Below are 21848 nucleotides of genomic sequence, written 5' to 3'. Positions count from 1 at the left end.
GCCTAGTACGCTTTTGGCATAGACCGATCTATCGGATTACATTTAGTTTTGTACCACTACCATACTAGATCAAATCTGAGCGAGCACTATGAAAGTCTGGACTTCGGTTGACAATTAGTTTTTTCTAGTTGTAGCCGGAGGTCAGATATGATGAATATTAAAGCTAAACGAGATATTGCACATAAAACAAAAATCTTAAATCATGCTCGCGAGAGCAAAAATATTGCTAAAACTTGTCGTCATTTTGGGATCAGTAGAGAAACTTTTTATACTTGGAAAAGTGCTTATGAACGAGATGGCGAGAAAGGATTAATCAACAATAAACCCTGTCCTGAAAATCAAACCAGAAGAGTTGCGAAACATATCGAAGAGCTGGTTATTTATCTGCATACGACTTACCATTTTGGCCCCCAGCGCATAGCTTGGTATCTTCTGCGGTTTCATAACATCAAAATATCACGCTCTGGCTGCTACTATGTATTACTAAGAAACAAATTAAACCAACTTCCCCAAAATCAGCGAAGTCGCTCTAAACCACTATTTAAACGTTATCAGAAACAAGTGCCTGGGCACCATGTTCAAGTTGATGTGAAGTTCCTATTTTTTAATACGCCAGATGGTCAACGAATTAAACGTTTTCAATATACGGCGATTGATGATGCGACACGGATCAGAGCACTTAAAATTTATGAAAAGCACAATCAGGCTAATGCCATTGATTTTATTAATTATGTTGTAAATAAATTTCCCTTTAGAATCAAAACGATTAGAACGGATAATGGTCACGAATTCCAATCAAAATTTAATTGGCATATTCATGATCTCGGGATGGAGCATGTTTATATTAAGCCAGCTACCCCCAGGTTGAATGGCAAGGTAGAGCATTCTCATTTAACAGATAAACAAGAGTTTTATCAATTAATCGATTATAAGGATGATGTCGATTTACATGAAAAATTAGCTGAATGGGAGGCTTTTTATAATTGTCATCGCCCCCACTCAGCTCATGCTGGTAAAACACCGTATGAAGTGTTAAAAAATAAGCTTGGTCTTTAAGACTAAACGTCAGCCGAGGTTCTGAGTGACACAGCACATATAACTTAATGAGGTTGACTTTAGTGATCTCAAATACAACCTCCACGGAAATCCACCACAATCAATGGAGATATTCATTTAATAAAATTATGCTAAGATCATTCAACTTGACGTTGAATAGTACCGTTGAAGTTCGTAACAAGTACGATTCCGCCTTGCGAACCCAAACTGTAATTCAGGGTGGGACAAAAAAGTACCCTATTCGACTTCAAAATCAATGCAAAAACATCTTGGGGCCCTAACGGGGGCTCTTTTTTTTTGAATTTCGATAATTATAGGCATATCAATGTGATACATAGTGAGTTTCATTCTGAGTCCGGGCACCACTATTTAAAGAAACCAGCCTAAGGCTGGTTTTTTGCGTTTATAACGCCTATCAAAATTAACAATGCGACTTTTGCCGCATTGCTCTTACCAATCAAACAACGCCTACCCTATCGTTCCCCTTGTGTATCCACTAATAAACGCTGATTAATGTATTCAATGGTTTCGTCAATTGTCATGATCTTATTCACCACATTGGTAATTCCCTGACCAATAATCACTTCAGCTTGGCGCAAGTTAAATAACTTGCCGTTTGGAATGGAAGATTCACGGATCCCACCGTTAATTTCTTGATAAGCCAATGGCATCCACGGATAGCGATGGCAAATTTCTTGGTTATAGCTGAAATCTTGGTGATTGCTATTCCCACCTAATAAAATCAGGTGATCCATCACGATAGGCGAATAGAGCCAGCGATAAAACTGCTCTGCGTAATGTGATTTTTGGCTGTAACGGGAGACCCCAAGCGCCCCACCTCCAAGCTGTGGAAGACCTCCCGGCACAGGTGCATAACCAATTTTAGGGAAAATATCACTGTGAGCCACATCATTGAACAGGTTCATATAGGCAATCAGCATGGCAAGTTCCCCTTGCTCAAATTGCCTGACTGATTCACTCCACCACTTATCATAGATATTTTCAGTGACAGAAACTTGGTGTAGGTAATCACTTAACACCTTACCTGCCAAAGGCATTTCTAATCGAGGAATGTCCCCCTCTCCAATTAACCGCCCACCTTCTGCGTAGTAGCGTAATAAATATTCACTAGCGATAAGACCTGCACTTCCCAGTGTTGTTGATGCGCCAATTGGCCGGGAAAATTGCCCTTCCTCATGCAACTCTGTAAAAAACTGCGTAACTTGGTCGTATTCATGAAAATGAGTCGGCACAGTTAATTCATTGCCTGTTTTCTCGTAATACATACGTTTTAGAATCGGGTCTTCAAACAGGTCTTTTCGATAAAATAGCAGCTGTGCGCTCGCATCAAAAGGCATAGCATACGCGGTGTTCCCCACTAAACTAAATTTTTGTTGAGTGGGTAGGGAAAAGCTACTTAATAAATCCGTTACTCCATCCCCGACTTTATCTAATGGCTGTAATATACGCTCTGCAAACCAAGGAAAGCAGGCCATATCAATACGCAATAAATCATAATACGGATGCAAATGTAGCTGACCTAATATTTGGTAAACTTCATCATACGGGTGTATGGCTAAATTCACCTTAATACCCGTTTGGCGATAAAAATGGGGCAAAAGTTTTTTAAGCGCATTGGTTGAAGGGCTTGGCAAAATAAGGAGATTCAAACTCGGGTCATCGGTATTAACGGTGCTCAGTGCTGGCGTTGCAGTATACAAGTTGCCACTTTGGTTACGTACATAAACGGCATTTTCACCCACGACGTCACTTTCCAGCTCATCTTCTTTCATTAATTCATCAACAACTTCTAAGCCTAATTGCGCATAGTTCATCGCAAAGCAATGCAACCCCTTTAATATTGGAGGAATATTACCACTTAAGACGAAAATGGCGGGACAGTCACAATTACTGCCAAAAAAGCTGGCTTGAGTTAAAAAACTCGCTTTTTCAATATCTTCAGCGACAAATAAGTCTGGTGTTTGGTCTAAGGTAAAAAAATCAAAAGCTGCTTTGTACGATTCATCATTCGACGCGCGTATCACAACATATTTTTTATTTGGTGCATGTTGTTTGAGGCTTTTTTGTAATTCACTCACAAAGGTTGAGTGTTCTAATTCACCGTGTTCATCACTAAAAATCCCCACCAATTGACTGCAACTTGTCGCAATTTGTTGGCAAATTGCATCAGCGGCTTGAGAAAAATCTAACGTGAAAAAGTGATGGGCATGGGCTGGTTGGCGATAAATAAACACTATCTGAGAAGCAGGCAGTTTTAACGTATCAAAATAGATATTTGCGTCTTGCAAGCAACTCACTGCAACCACCTGTTTATAGCCACCCGCCGCAATTTTTTGTAATGCATCTAGCTCTGTAGTTTCAAGATCATCCGTCAAAAATAGATCATAGGTTATCTCTGGGTACAAAGAGATTGATTGCCTAAATGAATTAAAAAAGATTGCGTATTTATCGGATACCAACTGCGGTAACAATATCGCAATTTTATGGCTCTTATTGGTTCTCAACAATTGCGCTTGTGTATTGAGCTGATACCCCATTTGCTTTGCCGCTTTATACACTGCTTCAATTTTTTCCACACTCACATTTCCACGTTTATTCAAAACGTTAGAAACCGTTCCATGAGAAACACCCGCCAATTTTGCAATATCTTTAATTGTTGCCATGTCTTTTTCACCTTAGTCGCTTCTCGCAATAGCATACCTGAATTATTTATCACGACTACCGATAATTAATTTGAACGTTCCAAAATAAACTCGCTGATATAACAAGCAAATAAGCCAAAAAACTTCAATTTTATACAAATACAGAAAACACTTATAAATAAACTTATTAATCAAATAGATAGATATTTTAATTTGAATGAGATCACTGATCTGAACATCAATTATTGGCAAAATAAGCCACTCACATTAATATTGGAACGTTCAAATAAGTAACTTATAGATTTAACACAAGCACCAGGGATTTAATAAAATTAAATAAAACAATAAGATAAAGGTAATTATCATGAAAATTCACTTTTTAGGCACTGCGGCATCAGAGGGTATACCAAACCCTTTCTGCCGTTGTGAGCATTGCCAAAAAGCAAGGCAACTTGGCGGTAAAGATATCAGAACCCATTCTTCAGCGATTGTTGACGATCTGATGTTGATCGATGTATCCCCAACATTTAGCTACCAACTCATGCGCGATGGAATGGATGCAACCAATTTTGAAAGCCTGTTATTCACGCACACTCACCCCGATCATTTTAATGTGGGCGATCTGTTCAGTAGAATGGAAGGCTATGGTTTTGAAATCCATCATCCACTTCATATCTTTGGCAATGATCGTGCGATCAACGGCTGCCTTGAAGTGTTACCGGGGTACAGCAAAGAGCGTTTCGCTTTTCATTGTTTAATCCCTTTTGTCACTGTTGAAAGAAACGGATATAAAATTACCCCATTACTGGCAAACCATGCGAAATGGGAACTTTGCTATGTTTATCATATTGAAAAAGATGGCAAGGCGATTTTTTATGGCCACGATTCAGGCTGGTTCCCAGAACTGACTTGGCAATGGCTTGAAAACAAACCTCTGGATATTGTCGTATTCGAATGTACCTATGGCCTAAATGGCAATAACCGTACCGATAACCATATGAGCCTAGAAACCGTTTTTGCAGCGCAAGAAAGACTGCAACAACAAGGTTGTTTGCATTCAGATACTCAAATTGCCGTTTCTCATATTTCACACAGTGGTAAATTACTGCATGAAGAATTAGTGGCAGTTTGTGCTCCTTACAATATCCGTGTCGCATATGACGGATTAACGTTAGAAACAAATTAAGAGGGAAATAAAAATGGATATGAAAATTACTTCCCGCTTACTAATTATGATGTTTGTGCAATATTTCATGCAAGGTGCGTGGAATATGACTATGGGGCTGGTATTAAGCACCTATGGAATGGCACATATCATTGGTAATGCTTATGCGTTATTAGGTGTCGCAACCATTATTTCACCGCTATTTATAGGTATGGTTGCTGACCGTTTCTTTGCATCACAAAAAGTGATGGGGATCCTTCACTTAATTAATGCTGCCGTCATTTTATGTGTGCCTCAATTTATTGAAGCACAAAATAGTGGCATGACCCTATTTTTGATCTTTATTATTGGTCTGCTGTTTTACCCAACGACGGCGCTTTCTAATAGCATCAGTTTCTCCCATATTAATGGCGTGAAATATTTCCCTATCATTCGTGTATTCGGTACGTTTGGTTTTATGGCTATCGGGTTTATTTTAGGGGAAATGGGCTTCTCTGGCAGCACAATGACATGGTATATCGCTTCTGCGGTTGCTGTTGTATTAGGCTTTTACTGTTTTACACTGCCAAATACTCCACCAAAAGCCAAAGGCAAACCATTCTCTACACGCGATATTTTATGCCTAGACGCACTTTCATTATTTAAAGACCGCTATTTCGCGATTTTAATGTTTAGCATCTTTGTATTAATGATCCCAAAAACAGCTTATTCCGCCTATATCCCTGTGTTTATTAAAACGCTCGGATTCGATAATGCCGCATCGATTATGCAAATCGGTATTGCTTGTGAAGTGCTGTTTATGTTCTTCCTGTCGTTCTTCTTAATGAAATTTGGTTTTAAAATCACCTTATTATTAGGGGCAATTAGCTGGATTATTCGCTCCACTTTATTTGCCTATGCTGCGGTTGATACCAGTTTGTACTTTATCGTGTTTGGTTTAATGCTTCAGGGATTATGTTGGGACTTCTTCTTTACCGCTGGCGATATTTATGTCGACCGTAAAGCAAAACCAGAAATCCGCGCACAAGCTCAAGGGTTACGCTTTATTGTTTCAAACGGCTTCGGGTTATTATTTGCCTCCACGATTTGTGGGCAACTATTTAACTCAACGGTCACAGAAAAAGGCAGCGAATCTTTACCACAATGGGAAACCTTCTGGCATTACCCTGCTATCGTTGCCGCGGTTGTCAGTGTGTTCTTTATCTTCTTCTTTAAAGATGATGTATCTAAAAAGAAAAATAACGACGATAAAAAAGCACCAGAGGGCGCTGTAGCACCATAACTCGAAATATACAGAGGTAAGCCATGGATGCTCTTATGCAGTTTGTCGACACCATTGGCCCTTTGTCACTATCAAGTATCGCTAAATTACTCGCCGCCTTTATTTTAGGCGGCTTTATTGGCTTAGAGCGTGAATCAAAGGGAAAACCTGTCGGCTTTAAAACTTGTGTCATTATTGCCGTTGCCAGTTGTTTATTAACCATTGTTTCCATTCAATCTGCCGAATATTACGCCAATATTTCAGATAATATTCGCAGTGACCCAATGAGATTAGCTGCACAAATAATCAGTGGTGTGGGCTTTTTAGGTGCTGGTGTTATTTTACATCGTCGTGATGATGCGATTTCTGGATTAACAACCGCAGCGATTGTTTGGGCTTCAGCAGGAGTTGGAATTGCTTGTGGGTCAGGCTTTTATTGGCACGCATTAATTGTCACCGTTCTTTTTTTCTTGGCGATTCAACTGAGCCCACAAGTGGCATTGTTTCAGATGAAAAATCAAAAATTAGGTAAGATTAAAGTTCGAATGTTGTTTACCCACGAGGATGGTGTTCCCTTGCTCATTGAGTATTTAAAACAACATAGGGACATTATTGAAAACCTAACAATACGCGATATTAAAAAAGAGCGAGTAGAAGTCAATTTAAAACTGGTGGTTCGCCAAAAAACCACATTACCTGAATTTTATTGCTCGTTAAAACAGTTATCCTATGTGCATTCTGTTTCTTTAGATCACTAATATTCAATAATTATATGCCACAAAACCCGCGACTAAAGCGGGTTTTGCTACTATCGAATTTCTGTTAGGTTTTACAAATGCTTTAAATCCTCTGGAATATTTTTTTTCAAAATACGCCAAAAATCCTCTGCGGTTTTATTTAAACGAGTATCCATACGGTAGATGTAAGCTTGAATTGGAATGGTTAACTCTGGGGTATCAAGACAAACCAGCTTCTTTTCTTTCAGCTCATTAACCACCGAGTAAATCGGTAACCATGCGATTCCATGACCATCCAATGCCATATTTTTCAATAATTCACTCATGGAAGACATAAACAATGTTTTCGAACTAATTGTACCGAACTCACTTAACCGACGATTAACTAATCGGCCCATATAGGAGGCACTGGTATAATTCAGCAAGGGAACTTGTGGTTGGTAAATATCGAATAATGGCTTGCCAAATTCATCTGCAGCACAAATTGGGTAAAGCTCAGATTCAAAAACATTTAAACACGAAAATGGCGACTGCATTAAATCCTCATCATAAAATGAGATGATAAAATCACTTTTCCCCTCTCTCAATGCATTCACCACCTGCACCACGTCAATGGCTTCAACATGATAAACAAATTCTTCGCCAAAACCAGACAACGCATGAACAAGCTTGGGTAATAAGGTTAATGATAAAGAATGTGCCGCTGCAATTTTAATATTCGGTAAACTTAAAATATTATGACCAGATAACTCATTTAAATTACACTCTAATTGCTGTAACAAGCTACGAGCTTGGGAGTGGAAAACTTTGCCTTCTTCAGACAGCTGCAAGGGTGACGTTGTTCTATCAAACAATTCGACACCAATAGCCTCTTCTAGTGCCTTAATACGCCGGCTAAAAGCCGGTTGAGAAATATTTCGCTGCTCAGCGGCATGAGAAAAATGCCGACAAGATTCCAAGGTCAAAAAATCGTACAGCCACTTTGTTTCTATATTTTTCATGTTATTAAGCCTTAAGCAGACTCGCTGTTAAAATATAAAATAATAATGAGATTCTTATTGGTATATTTAGTTAACTATCAGTTAAATTATCATGCATAGATTGTATGTCTGTTATTTGTATTATGCATAAGGTTATCGTTTCAAACATTAATAAAAATCAAAATTTATTTTTTATTCACTCTAGTATCTTCATCAAACCTAATTATATTCAGGCTTTACCTGCCATTTCATTGCTCTTCTTCGAGTTAACATTAAAATCTTAATGCATATCTTGCATCATCCCATACTTACTTGCATTTCTCTTACCTAAAAAACATTGCTAAAAAATAGATACCGATTAATCAGAGCTAATCGTTAATAATTAATTCAATAATGTATTTCATGTTAAATAAGTTAAGCAATATCGCGTTTAATTTATCTTAAATCAAAAAAGATAAAAATCGCAGGAGCGTAATAATGAAAGGTTTAATTGGTGTATTAGGTGGAATGGGCCCAGCAGCAACCGTCGATTTATTTAATAAGTTTGTAACATATACGGTTGCAAATAAAGATCAAGAGCATATTCCATTAATTATTTCATCTATTCCTGATATTCCAGATCGTACAGAAGCATTGCTAAACCACGGGGTATCGCCACTTCCTTTAATGACTGATTACTTAAAAAAACTTGAAGATGCAGGGGCGGAATGTATTGTTATCCCTTGTAATACAGCTCATTTTTGGTTCGATGAACTAAAAAATGCTTGTCATGTAGATATGCTCAGTATTGTTGAAACGACCATGCAAGAGGTTCAACTAACTAAGAAAAAAAATATCGGTTTATTGGCCACCAATGCAACTATGTATATGGGGCTTTACCAAAAAAGTATTGAACAAAAAAATCTAAACTGCATAACACCTGATGAAGAAAGTCAGAAGTTAGTTATGAAAAGTATTTACTTATTAAAGTCTGGAAATAAAGATGCAGCGGAAGAAATTATGAAGTCACAAGCTGAATTATTATTTTCACGCGGAGCTGATGTCATTGTTTTAGGCTGCACTGAAGTTCCCGTTATTTTAGCCAATGAAGTTAATAAATATCCCGATAAATATATAGATTCAACAGGTTCTTTAGTGAGAGCAGGTATTCATTGGTATGAAAGTCGGGTTGGAAAATCACATTTAATAACAAACAAAAATTCACAGTAAATATTTAACCACTATTAATAATAATCATTTTTATAAATTCTATTACTAATGACAGTATATTGTCTATTGGAGACGATTATGGTTTGGCTAGAGATCATTGTTGTACTAGGTGCAATTTTCTTCGGTATACGCATGGGCGGAATTGGTATCGGCCTTTGCGGGGGATTAGGCTTAGCGGTATTAACTATTGGTTTTGGTTTGCCAATAGGTTCTCCTCCTGTCGATGTTATTTTAATTATTATGACCGTTGTTGTCGCAGCATCCGCATTACAAGCAGCAGGTGGGATGGATTATTTAGTTCGCCTCGCCAGCACATTTATGCGTAAAAATCCGAAGTACCTAAATATTATTGCGCCAATCACCACCTGGGTGATGACCATTATGGCGGGTACTGGTTTTATTGTTTTCTCAATGCTTCCTGTCATTGCTGAAATTGCCAAAGACTCGGGTATCCGCCCGTCTCGGACACTGGCAGGCTCTGTTGTTGCCTCACAGATTGCTATTTCAGGCTCGCCAATTAGTGCTGCAATGGCCGCAATGTTAACCATTATGGAGGGCAATGGCGTTACATTTATTGTTGTCATGTCAGTGTGTTTACCTGCCTCCTTCGTGGCTGCGATGGTTGCTGCATTTATTGCATCACGCCAAGGCTGTGAGCTGGAAGATGATGAAGTTTATTTAGATCGTTTACAAAAAGGGTTAGTTCATAAATACGAAGAGAAAAAAGGTGAAAGCACCACTCGTGAAAAATTTTCAGTCGTGGTTTTTCTCATCGCAACCGTAGGGATTGTGATATTGGCGGCTTTCCCACAATTACGCCCAGGTTTTGATATCGGCAAACCGATGGGCACCCGTGATATCATCATCATCTGTATGCTCAGCGCAGCCTGTTTGATGGTTATTTTCTGTAAAACATCACCAAACTCTATCGTTTTAGCGCCAACATTTCGTTCAGGAATGAGCTCTCTTGCAGTCATACTGGGGATTGTGACGCTAGGTACCACTTTTGTTGATGCCCATATGGATCAAATCAAAGCTATCGCAGGGGATGTGTTATCTGCCTACCCTATCTTGTTAGCTGTCGTGCTGTTTTTTACCTGTGCATTGCTCTATTCCCAAGGGGCAACAACACCGCTAATCATTCCATTGGCCATTGCTTTAGATGTACCAACATGGGCTATTTTAGCGTCATTTGTTGCTGTCACAGGGGTGTTTGTTTTACCAACTTACCCAACGTCATTAGCCGCAATCGAATTTGACTCCACAGGTTCAACTCGCGTCGGAAAATATATTCTTAACCACCCCTTTATGCTGCCAGGGCTGGGTGGGATTATTGCAGGGGTTGCCTTTGGATTTATTATCGCGCCGATGATTGTTTAGCTTGATGAGTGAGGGTCTCATCCCTCACTCATCACTATAAATAAAAACACCTATTTCCTTACAAAATGAAGTTATTAATTGGTATTTTTTGGCTTTATTCTTAGTTGAATTGATTATATACAATGCAGAATAGAGCCCTTTTTTCTTTCAAACCTTATTTATTCATACTCAATTTTGATAAAAATTTAAGTTACAGAACTTGTTGCTTTCACGTCTTACTATAAAATTATTTTTAATAAATAAAATATTGGCTTATTTCCAATTTTAAATCACCTTACTTAATGAAAATGAAATTAATTTTCATATAAAAATGTGAGCTGAAATGTTTTTGCATGAATTATCCACTTCTGAAAACAGTTAAAATAATTATACTCGGCTTCATATTCATTTCTTAATAAAGCTAACACGAGGGATGAATTTTATTTTATTACTTATTTTTCATCGTGTTAGAAACTTGTGATTGACGTTTCCTCCCTCTTTTGAAGGTGCCCTGAAAGCAATTAAAATTAAGAGTTAAATCACAAATCTTAGTTTTTCTTCTTCGCTCTTTCAAAAATGACGACGTCGTCATATTAAAAATAAATTATTTTATCTATAACATTAAAGAACCATTTTTCTTACATTCGTATCCAAATTTATCGTTAAGCGTAAAAATTAAAGCAATTTAGAGATAAAAAAAACGCTTAATGTTGACGTCAACATTAGGGCTAACAACTAGAAAGAGGTTTTAGAACATGAGTAACCTACCTGAAAAAATGAAAGCCGTTGTTTGTCATGGTCCCCATGACTATCGCTTTGAAAATATTAAAAGACCTGCGGCTGGCTTTCGTGAAGTTGTCATTAAAGTCGATGGCTGTGGGATCTGTGCAGGTGACTGCAAAGCCAATGATGGCGCACAAATGTTCTGGGGTGATGACCCTTGGATCAAAGCCCCTGTCGTTCCAGGTCATGAATTTTATGGCCGCGTAGCAGAATTGGGCGAAGGATCCGCTGAAAAATATAAATTAAAAGTGGGTGACCGTATCCTCGCGGAACAAATCGTTCCTTGCTGGGAGTGCCGTTTCTGTAAATCAGGTAAATACTGGATGTGCGAAACCCATGATATCTACGGTTTTCAAAAAGAAGTTGCAGATGGCGGTATGGCAGAATACATGCGCTTTTCTGAGCGCGCTATCATTCACAAAATTCCCGATGAGCTTTCCGATAAAGACGCCGCATTAATCGAACCAATGGCCTGTGCTATCCACACTGTTCGCCGTGGTGATATCGATTTAAATGACGTCGTCGTCATTGCAGGTGCAGGTCCACTTGGTCTGTGTATGATCCAAGTTGCAAAACTTAAAACACCAAAAAAATTAGTCGTCATTGATGCTATCGACGAACGCCTTGAATTAGCGAAAAAATTTGGTGCTGACGTGGTGATCAATCCACTGAAAGAAGACGCCATCAAGTTAGTCAAAGAGATGACGGAAGGCTACGGTTGCGATGTTTATATCGAAGCAACAGGCGCTCCTATTGGCGTGACGCAAGGGTTAGAAATGATCCGTAAACTTGGTCGTTTCGTTGAATTTAGCGTATTCGGTAAAGAAACTACCGTTGACTGGTCAATTATTGGTGACCGTAAAGAACTGGATATCCGCGGCGCGCACTTAGGCCCATACAGCTACGAGGTTGCTATCGATCTCTTTAGCCGTGGCTTAGTCAATGCCGATGATATCGTTACCCACTTCTACTCCATCGATGATTGGGAAGAAGCCTTTGTCATGGCGAAATCTGCCGACTCAATTAAAGTCGTCATCAAGCCATAGGCATGCACTAACTGTTTGTAATAATTAATAATTTTAATAAACACAAAACAAGTAACACCCTACATATAATTAAACGCTCTTTAGGAGAACATCTTATGTTGAGTAAATTCAAAAAGTTAGCTGTAGCTGCAAGTGTCCTGACTTTAGGTATGGCGTTCAACGCTACGGCAAAACCCGTTTCAGTTGGTATGTCGTTTCAAGAATTAAACAACGAATATTTCGTTACGATGAAAGAAGCTCTGGAGAGCGCAACTGGCGACATGGGTGCTCAGCTGTATATTTCTGATGCAGCGCATGATGTATCTAAACAAACCAGCGATATCGAAGATATGTTACAGAAAAAAATCGATATCTTGTTAATCAACCCTGCAGATAGCGTTGGCGCAGAAACCGCGGTACTAGCAGCGAAAAAAGCGGGTGTTGTGGTTATCGCTATCGATGCACAAGCGAATGGCCCAATTGACTCTTTCGTCGGGTCTAAAAACTACGATGCAGGCTTAATGGCAGGTAAACGTTTAGGTGAAGCTCTGGGTGGAAAAGGTGAAGTCGCGATTTTAGATGGTATCCCTGTTGTGCCAATCCTCGAACGCGTTCGTGGCTTTGAAGCTGCAATGAAAGAATATCCAAACATTAAAATTGTCACCAAATTAAATGGTAAGCAAGAGCGTGACACTGCGATGAACGTCACAGAAAATATGCTGCAAGCTAACCCGACTTTGAACGGTATTTTCAGTGTTAACGATGTTGGTTCATTAGGCGCATTAGCGGCTATCGAATCTTCAGGTCGTGATGTGAAGCTCGTCAGTGTTGATGGTTCACCTGAAGCCGTTGCTGAAATTGCGAAAGGTAACTCACCGTTTATTGCAACTTCTGCACAGTTCCCACGTGACCAAGTTCGTATTGGCTTAGCAATGGGTCTGGCGAAATATTGGGGTGCTAACGTACCAAAAGAAGTACCGATTGATGTTAAATTAATCGATAAAACAAATGCAAAAGATTTCCACTGGTAATCGAACGTTGACTCACTAATTGTATTGCACCTGTACTCTACGTATTAGGTGCAATACCTCTACATAACAATTAATAATTAAATACATATTGGAATCACTTTATTCCAAATGGCTTTGTTACCCATTTTTAAGCGGTTAAGAAATATAGGGAAGCAATATGATGCAATTATTAGCATTACAAGATGTCAGTAAAACTTTCCCTGGAGTTAAGGCGTTAGATAATATTAATCTCTCCCTTGAAAAAGGTGAGGTTCACGCATTATTAGGTGAAAATGGCGCAGGTAAATCTACGCTAATGAAAGTTTTATGTGGAATACATAAACCTGATAGCGGAAAAATTCTGATTGAAGGTAAAGAGCATACATTCCATAACTACAGGGATGCAATTAAGGCAGGCGTTGGTATTATTTTCCAAGAATTTTCCCTGATCCCTTATTTAAATGCATTTGAAAATATCTTTTTAAATCGCGAGTTAAAAAATAAATTTGGTTTATTAGATAGAAAACTGATGCGCCAAAAGTCTCAAGCCTTATTGGCCGATCTGGGTGTTAATATCGATATTGATGAGCCAATTAGCCACTTAAGTATCGCTGAACAACAATTTATTGAAATTGCCAAGGCACTCTCTTTAGATGCCAAAATTTTGGTATTAGATGAACCAACAGCAACACTAACACCGAATGAAGCAAATCATCTATTTGATGTAATGAGGGACTTAAAAGCCAAAGGTGTTGGCATGTTTTTCATTTCTCATCACTTAGAAGAAATTTATGAAATATGCGATACCATCAGTGTACTACGTGATGGGCAATATATTGGCTCGCGCAAAGTCGATGAAACGGACTTAGATGTCATTATTGAAATGATGGTTGGTCGTGAAGTGGAAAATATCTATCCACATAAGCGTGAATTCACCCAACAAGAAATTATTCTTGATGCTGAAATTCAACGTTTTGCGAATAGTCCAGTTAACCACCTGCAATTGAAAAAAGGCGAGATTTTAGGGTTAGCAGGCCTTGTAGGTTCAGGAAGAACCGAAACTATTCTCGCCATGATTGGTGCGGATAAGGCGTATAAGAAAAAAGTCGTTTTAGAAGGCAAAGAAGTCAAAATTAAATCTGCGGCAGCAGCTCTGCAATTAGGTATCGGTTTATTACCTGAAAGCCGTAAAACCCAAGGTTTAGTTTTACCGTTCTCAGTCAATGAAAATATTTGGCTGAATAACCATGCTCAAAAATTATTTTTAATTCAAAATAAAAAAGAACTGACTTTATCTATTGATTTAATTTCTCAAGTAAAAGTTAAAACACCAGAGCCTCACACTGCGGTTTCCACATTAAGTGGTGGTAACCAGCAAAAAGTTGTTATTGCTCGCTGGCTAAATAAACAAGCCAAAATTCTTATTTTCGATGAGCCCACTCGAGGTATTGATGTTGGGGCAAAATCAGAAATTTATCAGCTAATGCGCTCACTCACTGAAAAAGGGATCTCCATTATTATGATCTCTTCTGAATTACCCGAAGTTATCGGTGTGAGTGACAGAGTTTTGGTCTTTCGTGATGGTGAAATTGCCGCTGAGTTAAGTGGAGATGATATTAACTCGACTCAGATTATGGTGCATGCGGCTGGCAATATTATATAGGATAACGACTATGTCTAATCAAAGTGCAATTCCTTTAACTAAACCTAAATTTAGTTTTTCTAGATTAACAAAAATACCGGCATTTTTACCATTTGTTGGTTTAATTCTTTTATTTACTTGTATGTCCATTTTTAATGAGCATTTTTTAACGGTAAATAACCTTTCAACGATTGCGCGCCAAGTTTCAATTAATGCCATCATCGCTATTGGGATGACCTTTGCTATTTTAACAGGTGGAATTGATTTATCTGTAGGTGCCGTTATGGCGCTGTCAGGTACTTTAATGGCTGGCCTGATGAAATATTACGGTATGGATCCTTACGCTGCTATTGCTCTGGGATTATTATCAGGGATCGCATTTGGTTTTATTAATGGAATTTTAGCCGCTTACGGTAAAATGCCACCAATTATCGTCACATTAGGCGCGATGATTATTGCGAAAGGTTTAGCATTAATTTACACCGGCGGTTATCCAATATCTGGTTTACCCAAAGAGTTTGCCTTCTGGGGACGCGAAGAGCTAATGGGAATTCAAGTCCCCATTTTATTAATGCTTGGCCTTTATCTTATTTTTTATGTTGTTTTAAACCATGTCTCATTTGGTCGCTATATTTATGCCATTGGTGGAAATGAAGAAGCCGCTCGCTTAAGCGGTATCCGCGTTGAACGTTATAAAATGCTGGTATACGTAATAAGTGGTTTTACCGCCGCATTTGCAGGGTTAATTTTTACATCACGTGTCATGAGTGGGCAACCTAATGCTGGCGTCGGTTTTGAATTAGATGCGATTGCCGCCGTGGTATTGGGTGGCGCTTCCATTGCAGGTGGACGCGGCATGATTATCGGCACTCTAATTGGTGCGATGATCCTAGGGGTACTCAATAATGGGTTGAATTTATTGGGTATTTCCCCTTATGTTCAATACATTGTCAAAGGTTTAATTATCTGGGGTGCAACATTTATTAGCTCTATGAAGCGCTAAGTTTTTTCATGATCCAACCTTATCGGTTAGTTGCTTGTCGATTATGACAACCAATTAACCGTTTTTTTTAATCATTAATTAAAATGAAATATAAAACAGTAAAGGTATTCTGGAGAAGAAAGGATTGGATAAAATAGCCCCTTTACGGGGCAATTTTTTATTATTAATAAATAACAAGCTTACCATTAACAAAAATTTGTTTCGTTTCATGGTCTTTATTGGTATCACGCTCTATTTCTGAAAATAATAATTCTGTGGTTAATTCACCAAGGTAAACGGAATCATGATGAACACCAGAAATAGACAAATGATAAGTATCTGCATAAGGCGGTAAATCGACTGAAAAGTAACGACAAGATAACCCTAATTCTGCAATGATTTTATACATCCCCGCGGTAATAATTCCATTCAACCCAACAATGTACATACCCGGAGTGTAAAGCTCTTGAACCTTTTGTCTTAAATAGGCTTCATCTTTCTTATTAAACATATAACTACTATATAAAACATTAAGATTTTTTCTATTTGGAAAACTTGCATATATTCCTGATAAACGAGACAAACTAATTTCTGAATCTTTAGGGCCAGAAATAATTAACGTATTTTCGCTATTTTGTTCATTAAGGAATTTTCCTGTTAATGCACCAATTTCAAAGTTCTTTAAAAATAACCCTGAATATTTTTTTTCATAACCATAAATCGCACGGTCGACAAATACTAATGGCACATTATGTTGATCAATTAATGAAAGATAGCTGGGCTGATAATCTTTATCATCACGTACAGGGGATAGCAGAATACCACTTGCCTTGTAACTAACTAAGGTTTCTATTGCGGTTTTCTCTGCTTTTTCATCACTATCCGAATCAAAAATCATCACTTGATACCCTTTCTCTTTCGCTAAACGAGAAACGGTTTGAATGAGTACCACATAGAAAGGGTTAAATGTACTATCCGTAACCACACCAATTATACGGCTATTTTTATTTTTCAGATTTCGTGCAAAAAGATTTGGAACATAATTGAGCTCTTGAGCAATTGCTAATATTTTGTCCCTTGTTTCTTTCTTTACCATTTCAGGATGGTTAAATGCACGTGAAACGGTAATATCAGTAACATTTGCACGCTTAGCTATATCAATTATTGTTGTTGAACTATCTTGTTTTGTCATAATTATATTAGTCAACCTTTAATGACACCCCTGATTGATATAGTGAAATTCCTTTAAGCTATTATCAGAGAAGATGAAATGCGATTATTCATTATACCGTATTGATGGTGAAGATAAATCGTTTTTCTTCAATAGTGGCACAATAACTCACTAAAATCCAAAAGGGTGATATGCACCATAAAATGCAAAAATAATTAAATCACAAATAGAGCGAGTTAATTTATTCTATTTCATAATTAAACATACAATTCAAATTATATTTAACTCATCAAATATTGAATAGAGCAGCCCGATAGAGACCATAACAATTAAACTCGCAAATATATTTTTAACTAATTTCAATGAAATATAATTCATGATTAATCGCCCTATTAACATACCAATAATACAAGAGGCGATAAATATTAAGCTAATTTCTTTAGGGTATTGAAACCCATTCAAAATATTTATTAGGATGCTTACGCTGCCAATACAAAAAATGACCATTAATGAAGTGGCAATAATGCTTTTTATATTTAAGTTGGACACTTTCCGTAAGGCAGGGACTATCACAAAACCACCTCCAACACCTAGCAACCCAGTTAAAAGTCCCGCAATAATTCCTATCCCACCCAATATGGATGCCGTTTTTATATTCCAAATAAACTTGCCTGTTTCTTGGTTAATTTGGCAGGGTACATCGTTTAGTTCAGTTAATTGGCTAAAAAAAGTACGATATGCAACAAAAAGCATCACGAGGCTGAAGGCTAACGTCAGCCAAATAGGCGTAATTATTTGAGCCAGATAAATACCATATTTGGCAAAAGGAATACTAACTATGGCAATCCATATAGCCGCTTTGTAACGTATTGTTTTACTAATAAGCCCTTGAATAACACCAATAAAAGCAGCCAATGTTATTGCCAAAAGCCCAACAGGGGCAGCAAGTGCCACCGTCCAATTTTGGCTCGCCATCAACGCAGGAACCGCCAAAATACCACCGCCTGCCCCTGTTAACCCAAGCAAGCACCCAATCAGTAAACCTTCAAGAATCAATAGCAGCATAACAATGAGTTTATTCGTGTTATAAAAAAGGGAAAATCACTTTAAACCGAACGCCTAATTAATACAAAATATTTGGTTTAAAGTTTCTACAGCTTTAGCGAAAGATAGTTCTCCCGCCATCACTTTTATCAATCGAGACTCTTTAAAAACAGCGATCGTTGGGACAGATTTAATACCATATTTAGGCGCTAATATGGGGGACTGAGCGATATCAACCATAGCAAATTTAACCGAACTTTTTTCAAAGTGGCTCGCTAATTGCTCAAAAACAGGCTTCATATTTTTGCAAGGTATACACCATGATGCAGAAAAATAGACAACAACAATGGGTGAGTCTTGCTCTTGTGGGTTATATAATGTGCGTGAGAAATTTTCACTATCTAACAATAAAATATTAGACATGTTGTTCACCTAGGCTGATATTGATATCCGTTAACTTTTTAAACTGTATCATAGATAGCGGCATGATTAATGACTTAAAACGCCATTCAATTCAATCTTATTATGTTGTTCATTATTTTATTTTTTGCAGATAAAATGCAATTAATACATTTTAATTAGAGCGAGGAAGGCGATGCTACACCAACATTCAAACTCACAGTTTGAACTCAATCTGGATTCAAGCTGCCGAGACGAAATTGACACACACATTCTAGCACCTTTCGATTACAGCTTAGTCAGTGCATATAACAATAAACTCAGTGTATTTCCTCGTAATGTAACTCACTGTAAAAATCTCAGCGTTCTCAATCTTTCCTGTAACCAGATTCAATCGATTCCTGCTGAAATAGCAAAGTTAACACAGCTCAAAATGTTAGATTTAGGGCACAACCACATTGCCGAAATTTCAGATGAAATAGGTAAACTGCATCAATTGCAATTTCTCTATTTGAGCGACAATGGCATTCGCTCTCTGCCAAATTCATTATCCCAATTAAAAAATCTTGTTTATTTCAATGCAACGGATAACCTGTTAACTGAGATACCCTCTTGGTTTTCTCAGTTACAAAACCTTAATGAATTGCGGCTGTATAATAACCAAATCGAAAGCTTTCCCGACTCTCTTTCTCAATTAACTAATATGCATGAAATACATTTGATGAATAACCGTATTTCAGAACTTACGGATAATATTTCGGGACTATATTCTCTTCGTCTTCTGGATCTGAATCAAAATAAAATTCACACGATCTCCCCTGCAATATCTGCCCTTAAGAAATTGCATACTTTAAATCTAAGGTTTAATCAGTTAGCTCAACTACCTGAATCAATTAGTGAAATGGCATCTCTCCAATATTTGGATTTACGAGCCAATCAACTTCAAACACTACCTGACAGTTTAATAAATTTAACTAGCCTAATTAAGCTAGATTTACGATGGAATAGCTTTACTGAGGAACCAAAAGTGGTTGAAGCACTGAGAAATAAAGGCTGTACCGTTTTTATTTAATGATGACTTTAAGCGTGCCGCAGTCATGACACTACGGCACTGCTGAAAATTATTTTTTGAGTTGATTCACAAGCTCATTCACATTACCACCTGCTTGCTCTAATTGCTTAATAACTTCTTTAATTAGCCACACGTTCATGGTTGCAGTATCATTTGTGTCACCTTGGTAACCTAGCTCTGCGGCAAGTTTTTTCCGTGCAGTTAAGCTGTTATCCAAACCCAATAATGTTAATAAATCAACAATCGACACTTTCCAATTCAATTTTTGTGGGTAACTTTTTGCCAAGCCTTCTAGCACAGCCATGGCATCAATTTTATTTTCTGAAATAGCATCATTACTAATATTAATATTGGCTCTAATCGCTTCCGTCATGGCTGCAACAGGGTCTGCACTATTTTCTATTTTTGCATCCGCGGGTTTAAAAACCTTAGTTAAAATCTCTTGGAAAAAGCTCATAAGTGCCCCTCTCGTATTGTGCTAAAGGATAATATTCTTCATATAAACTATAGCACCCTACACTGAGAAATCTATTTTTCTGGTTATATGCTAGGTGGACATCTTTAGGTTATCAAAGTTCGATGACGGTATTGACTACAGACTAAATAGATCGCTTGAAGGTTAGGATAAGTTAATTATTCTTTATAAAAATTTATAATAACGTTGCTTAATTCTTAGCATTGATGTCTCAACTGATATTTTATCTTTAGGATTATCAATGAGATAACTTTCTGATAAATATTGCATTAACTCTATAAAAATAGACACTGTCATTTCCGTACTTTCCAACCCACCAACGTAAAACTCAACAGAGTCAAAGTCATTTGGGTCATCATAATCGCCATCCAATACAAAATCGAATCCTTCACTTTCACCATTGCTAATGCCATGAGATGCATCATAAAGGAATTGTCTATATGTCATTTTTTCCCTTTTAATCAATGATTCGAGCAAATAATAGAGATCTCCCCCCTCATGACTTATTAAATAGTTTTTTGTTTTTTTCAACCAACGAATGTCCATTAACTTTCACCTCCAGAAAATATTCATTTAAAGTTTATTACTAATATACCTTTTTTAAGATTAGCTAGTATCACCGTGATATCAAAACCGCCTTTGCCTGCATTAATACCCGTTTGTTTATCCACCGATTGATAATCACTGTGCATCTCGGTTTTATTCACATTCGCCGATGCCGTGGTATTCAACCCTGTGCCAATACTCCCCGACAAGCTACCGCCTTTTTGCTTCGAGTCGTATTTGTCGGTGGTTTGTTCGGTGTGCTTGAGTAAAAAAGACAGGAAAATAACAAAATAGGCTTGGAATATTTGGATAGGTGACTAAAGAAGATGAGGTCAAAAGCAGACGATATTCAGTGGGTTACTTGCCGAACAGCGGTAAACCCAACCCCAGCCCCCAACTGATAATCAGCGGTAAGTGGTTGAAGGAGTTGGGGTTTGAGGTGGGCAGTCACTATACCCTCACTCGTCAAGCCGGACAGTTGATTATCCGGTTGGCTGAGGGGGAACGCTAAAAAATATTTTTGACTAAAGTAATGCTTTTTTATTATCTACTTGATAGCATTCAATTTTTAGGAATGTAGTTTTTAATTGCAAAACTCCCATACTCTGTATCATCAAAATATTTAATAAAACCATCAAAGTTTAATAAGCTAGACTTTATCCCATTAAATTTACTTTTATCCATCCATCGTTTTTTCGTTTCTACGAATAAATCAAGCGCATTATTAAATGTATTTACACTTGTAGAGTCAATAAAACATTTGTAATTCATTGATTCAATCAATATATCTGACTCATCAAATTCAATTTTTATAGAACCATTAAAAATTAACATTATATTTACCATCGAATCCACATAGTCAGAGCTATAGCCTACAAGCCATATACATTTATCACCGATAGAAAACTCACTATCCTCCGAATGATAATGATTTTTTACTCCTGATTTAATCTGAATATAAGTACATTTTATACCGCTGATATGCAGTGTTGCTTTCTTTAACATTAATGTAAGCATTTCTAATTCTTCGTTTCCTATGCTTTTTAAAGCTTTTGCAACAATACTATCGCTATTATTATTTATTATCGGGTTATACCATTCTTCTTCATCAAGATTAACTATTATGTTACTCAATGATATTGAAGAATAAATAGAATTATTACTAAGATCTGAAATCGAAAAATATGATTTCAGATCTATATTATTATCTAAACAAATCATTTTCGGATAACTACAAGTTATGTCTATATCATATTTCATATATCACCC

At 37.4% G+C, this 21848-nt stretch carries 21 protein-coding genes; 12 read left to right on the top strand and 9 right to left on the bottom strand.

Annotated features, from left to right (window positions below; all coding sequences use genetic code 11):
* Positions 1-147 precede the first annotated feature (147 nt).
* On the top strand, positions 148-1056 hold the full coding sequence (locus tag J6836_RS21585; RefSeq protein WP_371031959.1) for an IS481 family transposase: 909 nt from the start codon (positions 148-150) through the stop codon (positions 1054-1056).
* A 473-nt stretch (positions 1057-1529) separates the two neighbouring features.
* Here J6836_RS21585 and J6836_RS21580 read toward each other — a convergent pair whose 3' ends face one another.
* Positions 1530-3740 carry an extracellular solute-binding protein gene (locus tag J6836_RS21580; RefSeq protein WP_219245858.1) on the bottom strand — a complete coding sequence of 737 codons (2211 nt, stop codon included), beginning with the start codon at positions 3738-3740 and terminating at the stop codon, positions 1530-1532.
* Positions 3741-4083: 343 nt separating this feature from the next.
* On the opposite strand from J6836_RS21580, the gene J6836_RS21575 reads away from it, so the two are divergent.
* The 3 genes from J6836_RS21575 to J6836_RS21565 are packed head-to-tail and all read left to right on the top strand — an operon-like array spanning position 4084 to position 6903.
* Positions 4084-4905, top strand: a complete 822-nt coding sequence (locus J6836_RS21575) for an MBL fold metallo-hydrolase (RefSeq protein WP_219245857.1) — start codon at positions 4084-4086, stop codon at positions 4903-4905.
* A 13-nt stretch (positions 4906-4918) separates the two neighbouring features.
* The gene (locus J6836_RS21570; RefSeq protein WP_219245856.1) at positions 4919-6166 is read left to right on the top strand and encodes an MFS transporter; all 1248 of its coding nucleotides are present in this window, start codon (positions 4919-4921) and stop codon (positions 6164-6166) included.
* Positions 6167-6189: 23 nt separating this feature from the next.
* Complete coding sequence (locus J6836_RS21565) at positions 6190-6903, top strand: MgtC/SapB family protein (protein ID WP_219245855.1); 714 nt, start codon at positions 6190-6192, stop codon at positions 6901-6903.
* A gap of 71 nt (positions 6904-6974) precedes the next feature.
* On the opposite strand, the gene hypT is transcribed toward J6836_RS21565, so the two are convergent.
* Entirely contained in the window at positions 6975-7883 is a 909-nt protein-coding gene (gene hypT / locus J6836_RS21560) for a hypochlorite stress DNA-binding transcriptional regulator HypT (RefSeq protein WP_219245854.1), read from the bottom strand.
* Between the two features lie 456 nt (positions 7884-8339).
* On the opposite strand from hypT, the gene J6836_RS21555 reads away from it, so the two are divergent.
* The 6 genes from J6836_RS21555 to J6836_RS21530 all read left to right on the top strand — a co-directional run bounded on the left by J6836_RS21555 (position 8340) and on the right by J6836_RS21530 (position 15893).
* Positions 8340-9071 carry an aspartate/glutamate racemase family protein gene (locus J6836_RS21555; RefSeq protein WP_219245853.1) on the top strand — a complete coding sequence of 244 codons (732 nt, stop codon included), beginning with the start codon at positions 8340-8342 and terminating at the stop codon, positions 9069-9071.
* 78 nt (positions 9072-9149) lie between these two features.
* Positions 9150-10451 carry an anaerobic C4-dicarboxylate transporter gene (locus tag J6836_RS21550; RefSeq protein ID WP_219245852.1) on the top strand — a complete coding sequence of 434 codons (1302 nt, stop codon included), beginning with the start codon at positions 9150-9152 and terminating at the stop codon, positions 10449-10451.
* 734 nt (positions 10452-11185) lie between these two features.
* Entirely contained in the window at positions 11186-12259 is a 1074-nt protein-coding gene (locus J6836_RS21545; protein ID WP_219245851.1) for a zinc-binding dehydrogenase, read from the top strand.
* A 149-nt stretch (positions 12260-12408) separates the two neighbouring features.
* Positions 12409-13269, top strand: a complete 861-nt coding sequence (locus J6836_RS21540; RefSeq protein ID WP_370661211.1) for an ABC transporter substrate-binding protein — start codon at positions 12409-12411, stop codon at positions 13267-13269.
* 157 nt (positions 13270-13426) lie between these two features.
* Positions 13427-14911 carry a sugar ABC transporter ATP-binding protein gene (locus tag J6836_RS21535; RefSeq protein ID WP_219245850.1) on the top strand — a complete coding sequence of 495 codons (1485 nt, stop codon included), beginning with the start codon at positions 13427-13429 and terminating at the stop codon, positions 14909-14911.
* A gap of 10 nt (positions 14912-14921) precedes the next feature.
* The gene (locus J6836_RS21530) at positions 14922-15893 is read left to right on the top strand and encodes an ABC transporter permease (protein ID WP_219245849.1); all 972 of its coding nucleotides are present in this window, start codon (positions 14922-14924) and stop codon (positions 15891-15893) included.
* Between the two features lie 163 nt (positions 15894-16056).
* Here J6836_RS21530 and J6836_RS21525 read toward each other — a convergent pair whose 3' ends face one another.
* From J6836_RS21525 to J6836_RS21515, 3 genes are all read right to left on the bottom strand, one after another.
* Complete coding sequence (locus J6836_RS21525) at positions 16057-17064, bottom strand: LacI family DNA-binding transcriptional regulator (protein ID WP_219245848.1); 1008 nt, start codon at positions 17062-17064, stop codon at positions 16057-16059.
* A gap of 249 nt (positions 17065-17313) precedes the next feature.
* Positions 17314-18108, bottom strand: a complete 795-nt coding sequence (locus tag J6836_RS21520) for a sulfite exporter TauE/SafE family protein (protein ID WP_219245847.1) — start codon at positions 18106-18108, stop codon at positions 17314-17316.
* Positions 18109-18162: 54 nt separating this feature from the next.
* A complete protein-coding gene (locus J6836_RS21515; RefSeq protein WP_219245846.1) occupies positions 18163-18510 on the bottom strand; it encodes a thioredoxin family protein in 348 nt (115 codons plus the stop codon).
* Between the two features lie 172 nt (positions 18511-18682).
* Here J6836_RS21515 and J6836_RS21510 point away from each other — a divergent pair, with 172 nt between their 5' ends.
* Positions 18683-19558 (top strand): leucine-rich repeat domain-containing protein, encoded by an 876-nt coding sequence (locus J6836_RS21510; RefSeq protein ID WP_219245845.1) that lies wholly within the window; start codon positions 18683-18685, stop codon positions 19556-19558.
* A gap of 49 nt (positions 19559-19607) precedes the next feature.
* Here the strand turns inward: J6836_RS21510 and J6836_RS21505 are convergent, their stop codons facing one another.
* The 3 genes from J6836_RS21505 to J6836_RS21495 all read right to left on the bottom strand — a co-directional run bounded on the left by J6836_RS21505 (position 19608) and on the right by J6836_RS21495 (position 20788).
* Entirely contained in the window at positions 19608-20015 is a 408-nt protein-coding gene (locus J6836_RS21505; protein ID WP_219245844.1) for a DUF3597 domain-containing protein, read from the bottom strand.
* 183 nt (positions 20016-20198) lie between these two features.
* Positions 20199-20579: a hypothetical protein gene (locus tag J6836_RS21500; protein ID WP_219245843.1), complete on the bottom strand. Its 381-nt coding sequence runs from the start codon at positions 20577-20579 to the stop codon at positions 20199-20201.
* A gap of 23 nt (positions 20580-20602) precedes the next feature.
* A complete protein-coding gene (locus tag J6836_RS21495; protein WP_219245842.1) occupies positions 20603-20788 on the bottom strand; it encodes a hypothetical protein in 186 nt (61 codons plus the stop codon).
* Between the two features lie 104 nt (positions 20789-20892).
* Between J6836_RS21495 and J6836_RS21490 the strand changes: the two genes are divergently transcribed.
* Positions 20893-21090 (top strand): SymE family type I addiction module toxin, encoded by a 198-nt coding sequence (locus J6836_RS21490; protein ID WP_255586281.1) that lies wholly within the window; start codon positions 20893-20895, stop codon positions 21088-21090.
* A 50-nt stretch (positions 21091-21140) separates the two neighbouring features.
* On the opposite strand, the gene J6836_RS21485 is transcribed toward J6836_RS21490, so the two are convergent.
* Complete coding sequence (locus J6836_RS21485; protein WP_219245841.1) at positions 21141-21839, bottom strand: hypothetical protein; 699 nt, start codon at positions 21837-21839, stop codon at positions 21141-21143.
* Positions 21840-21848: the final 9 nt, after the last annotated feature.

Origin of the sequence: Providencia sp. R33 (assembly GCF_019343475.1) — a bacterium.
Classification (GTDB): Bacteria; Pseudomonadota; Gammaproteobacteria; order Enterobacterales; family Enterobacteriaceae; genus Providencia.
The sequence above is the reverse complement of the archived record's forward strand: the minus strand, read 5'-3'. Positions and strand labels throughout refer to the sequence as shown.

Coding starts and splice junctions, on each gene's coding strand:
- J6836_RS21580 (WP_219245858.1), bottom strand. CDS start 3,740: ATGGCAACAATTAAAGATATTGCAAAATTGGCGGGTGTTTCTCATGGA.
- J6836_RS21535 (WP_219245850.1), top strand. CDS start 13,427: ATGATGCAATTATTAGCATTACAAGATGTCAGTAAAACTTTCCCTGGA.
- J6836_RS21570 (WP_219245856.1), top strand. CDS start 4,919: ATGGATATGAAAATTACTTCCCGCTTACTAATTATGATGTTTGTGCAA.
- J6836_RS21510 (WP_219245845.1), top strand. CDS start 18,683: ATGCTACACCAACATTCAAACTCACAGTTTGAACTCAATCTGGATTCA.
- J6836_RS21545 (WP_219245851.1), top strand. CDS start 11,186: ATGAGTAACCTACCTGAAAAAATGAAAGCCGTTGTTTGTCATGGTCCC.
- J6836_RS21515 (WP_219245846.1), bottom strand. CDS start 18,510: ATGTCTAATATTTTATTGTTAGATAGTGAAAATTTCTCACGCACATTA.
- J6836_RS21500 (WP_219245843.1), bottom strand. CDS start 20,579: ATGGACATTCGTTGGTTGAAAAAAACAAAAAACTATTTAATAAGTCAT.
- J6836_RS21520 (WP_219245847.1), bottom strand. CDS start 18,108: ATGCTGCTATTGATTCTTGAAGGTTTACTGATTGGGTGCTTGCTTGGG.
- J6836_RS21505 (WP_219245844.1), bottom strand. CDS start 20,015: ATGAGCTTTTTCCAAGAGATTTTAACTAAGGTTTTTAAACCCGCGGAT.
- J6836_RS21485 (WP_219245841.1), bottom strand. CDS start 21,839: ATGAAATATGATATAGACATAACTTGTAGTTATCCGAAAATGATTTGT.
- J6836_RS21530 (WP_219245849.1), top strand. CDS start 14,922: ATGTCTAATCAAAGTGCAATTCCTTTAACTAAACCTAAATTTAGTTTT.
- J6836_RS21525 (WP_219245848.1), bottom strand. CDS start 17,064: ATGACAAAACAAGATAGTTCAACAACAATAATTGATATAGCTAAGCGT.
- J6836_RS21540 (WP_370661211.1), top strand. CDS start 12,409: ATGGCGTTCAACGCTACGGCAAAACCCGTTTCAGTTGGTATGTCGTTT.
- J6836_RS21565 (WP_219245855.1), top strand. CDS start 6,190: ATGGATGCTCTTATGCAGTTTGTCGACACCATTGGCCCTTTGTCACTA.
- J6836_RS21575 (WP_219245857.1), top strand. CDS start 4,084: ATGAAAATTCACTTTTTAGGCACTGCGGCATCAGAGGGTATACCAAAC.
- J6836_RS21555 (WP_219245853.1), top strand. CDS start 8,340: ATGAAAGGTTTAATTGGTGTATTAGGTGGAATGGGCCCAGCAGCAACC.
- J6836_RS21585 (WP_371031959.1), top strand. CDS start 148: ATGATGAATATTAAAGCTAAACGAGATATTGCACATAAAACAAAAATC.
- J6836_RS21550 (WP_219245852.1), top strand. CDS start 9,150: ATGGTTTGGCTAGAGATCATTGTTGTACTAGGTGCAATTTTCTTCGGT.
- hypT (WP_219245854.1), bottom strand. CDS start 7,883: ATGAAAAATATAGAAACAAAGTGGCTGTACGATTTTTTGACCTTGGAA.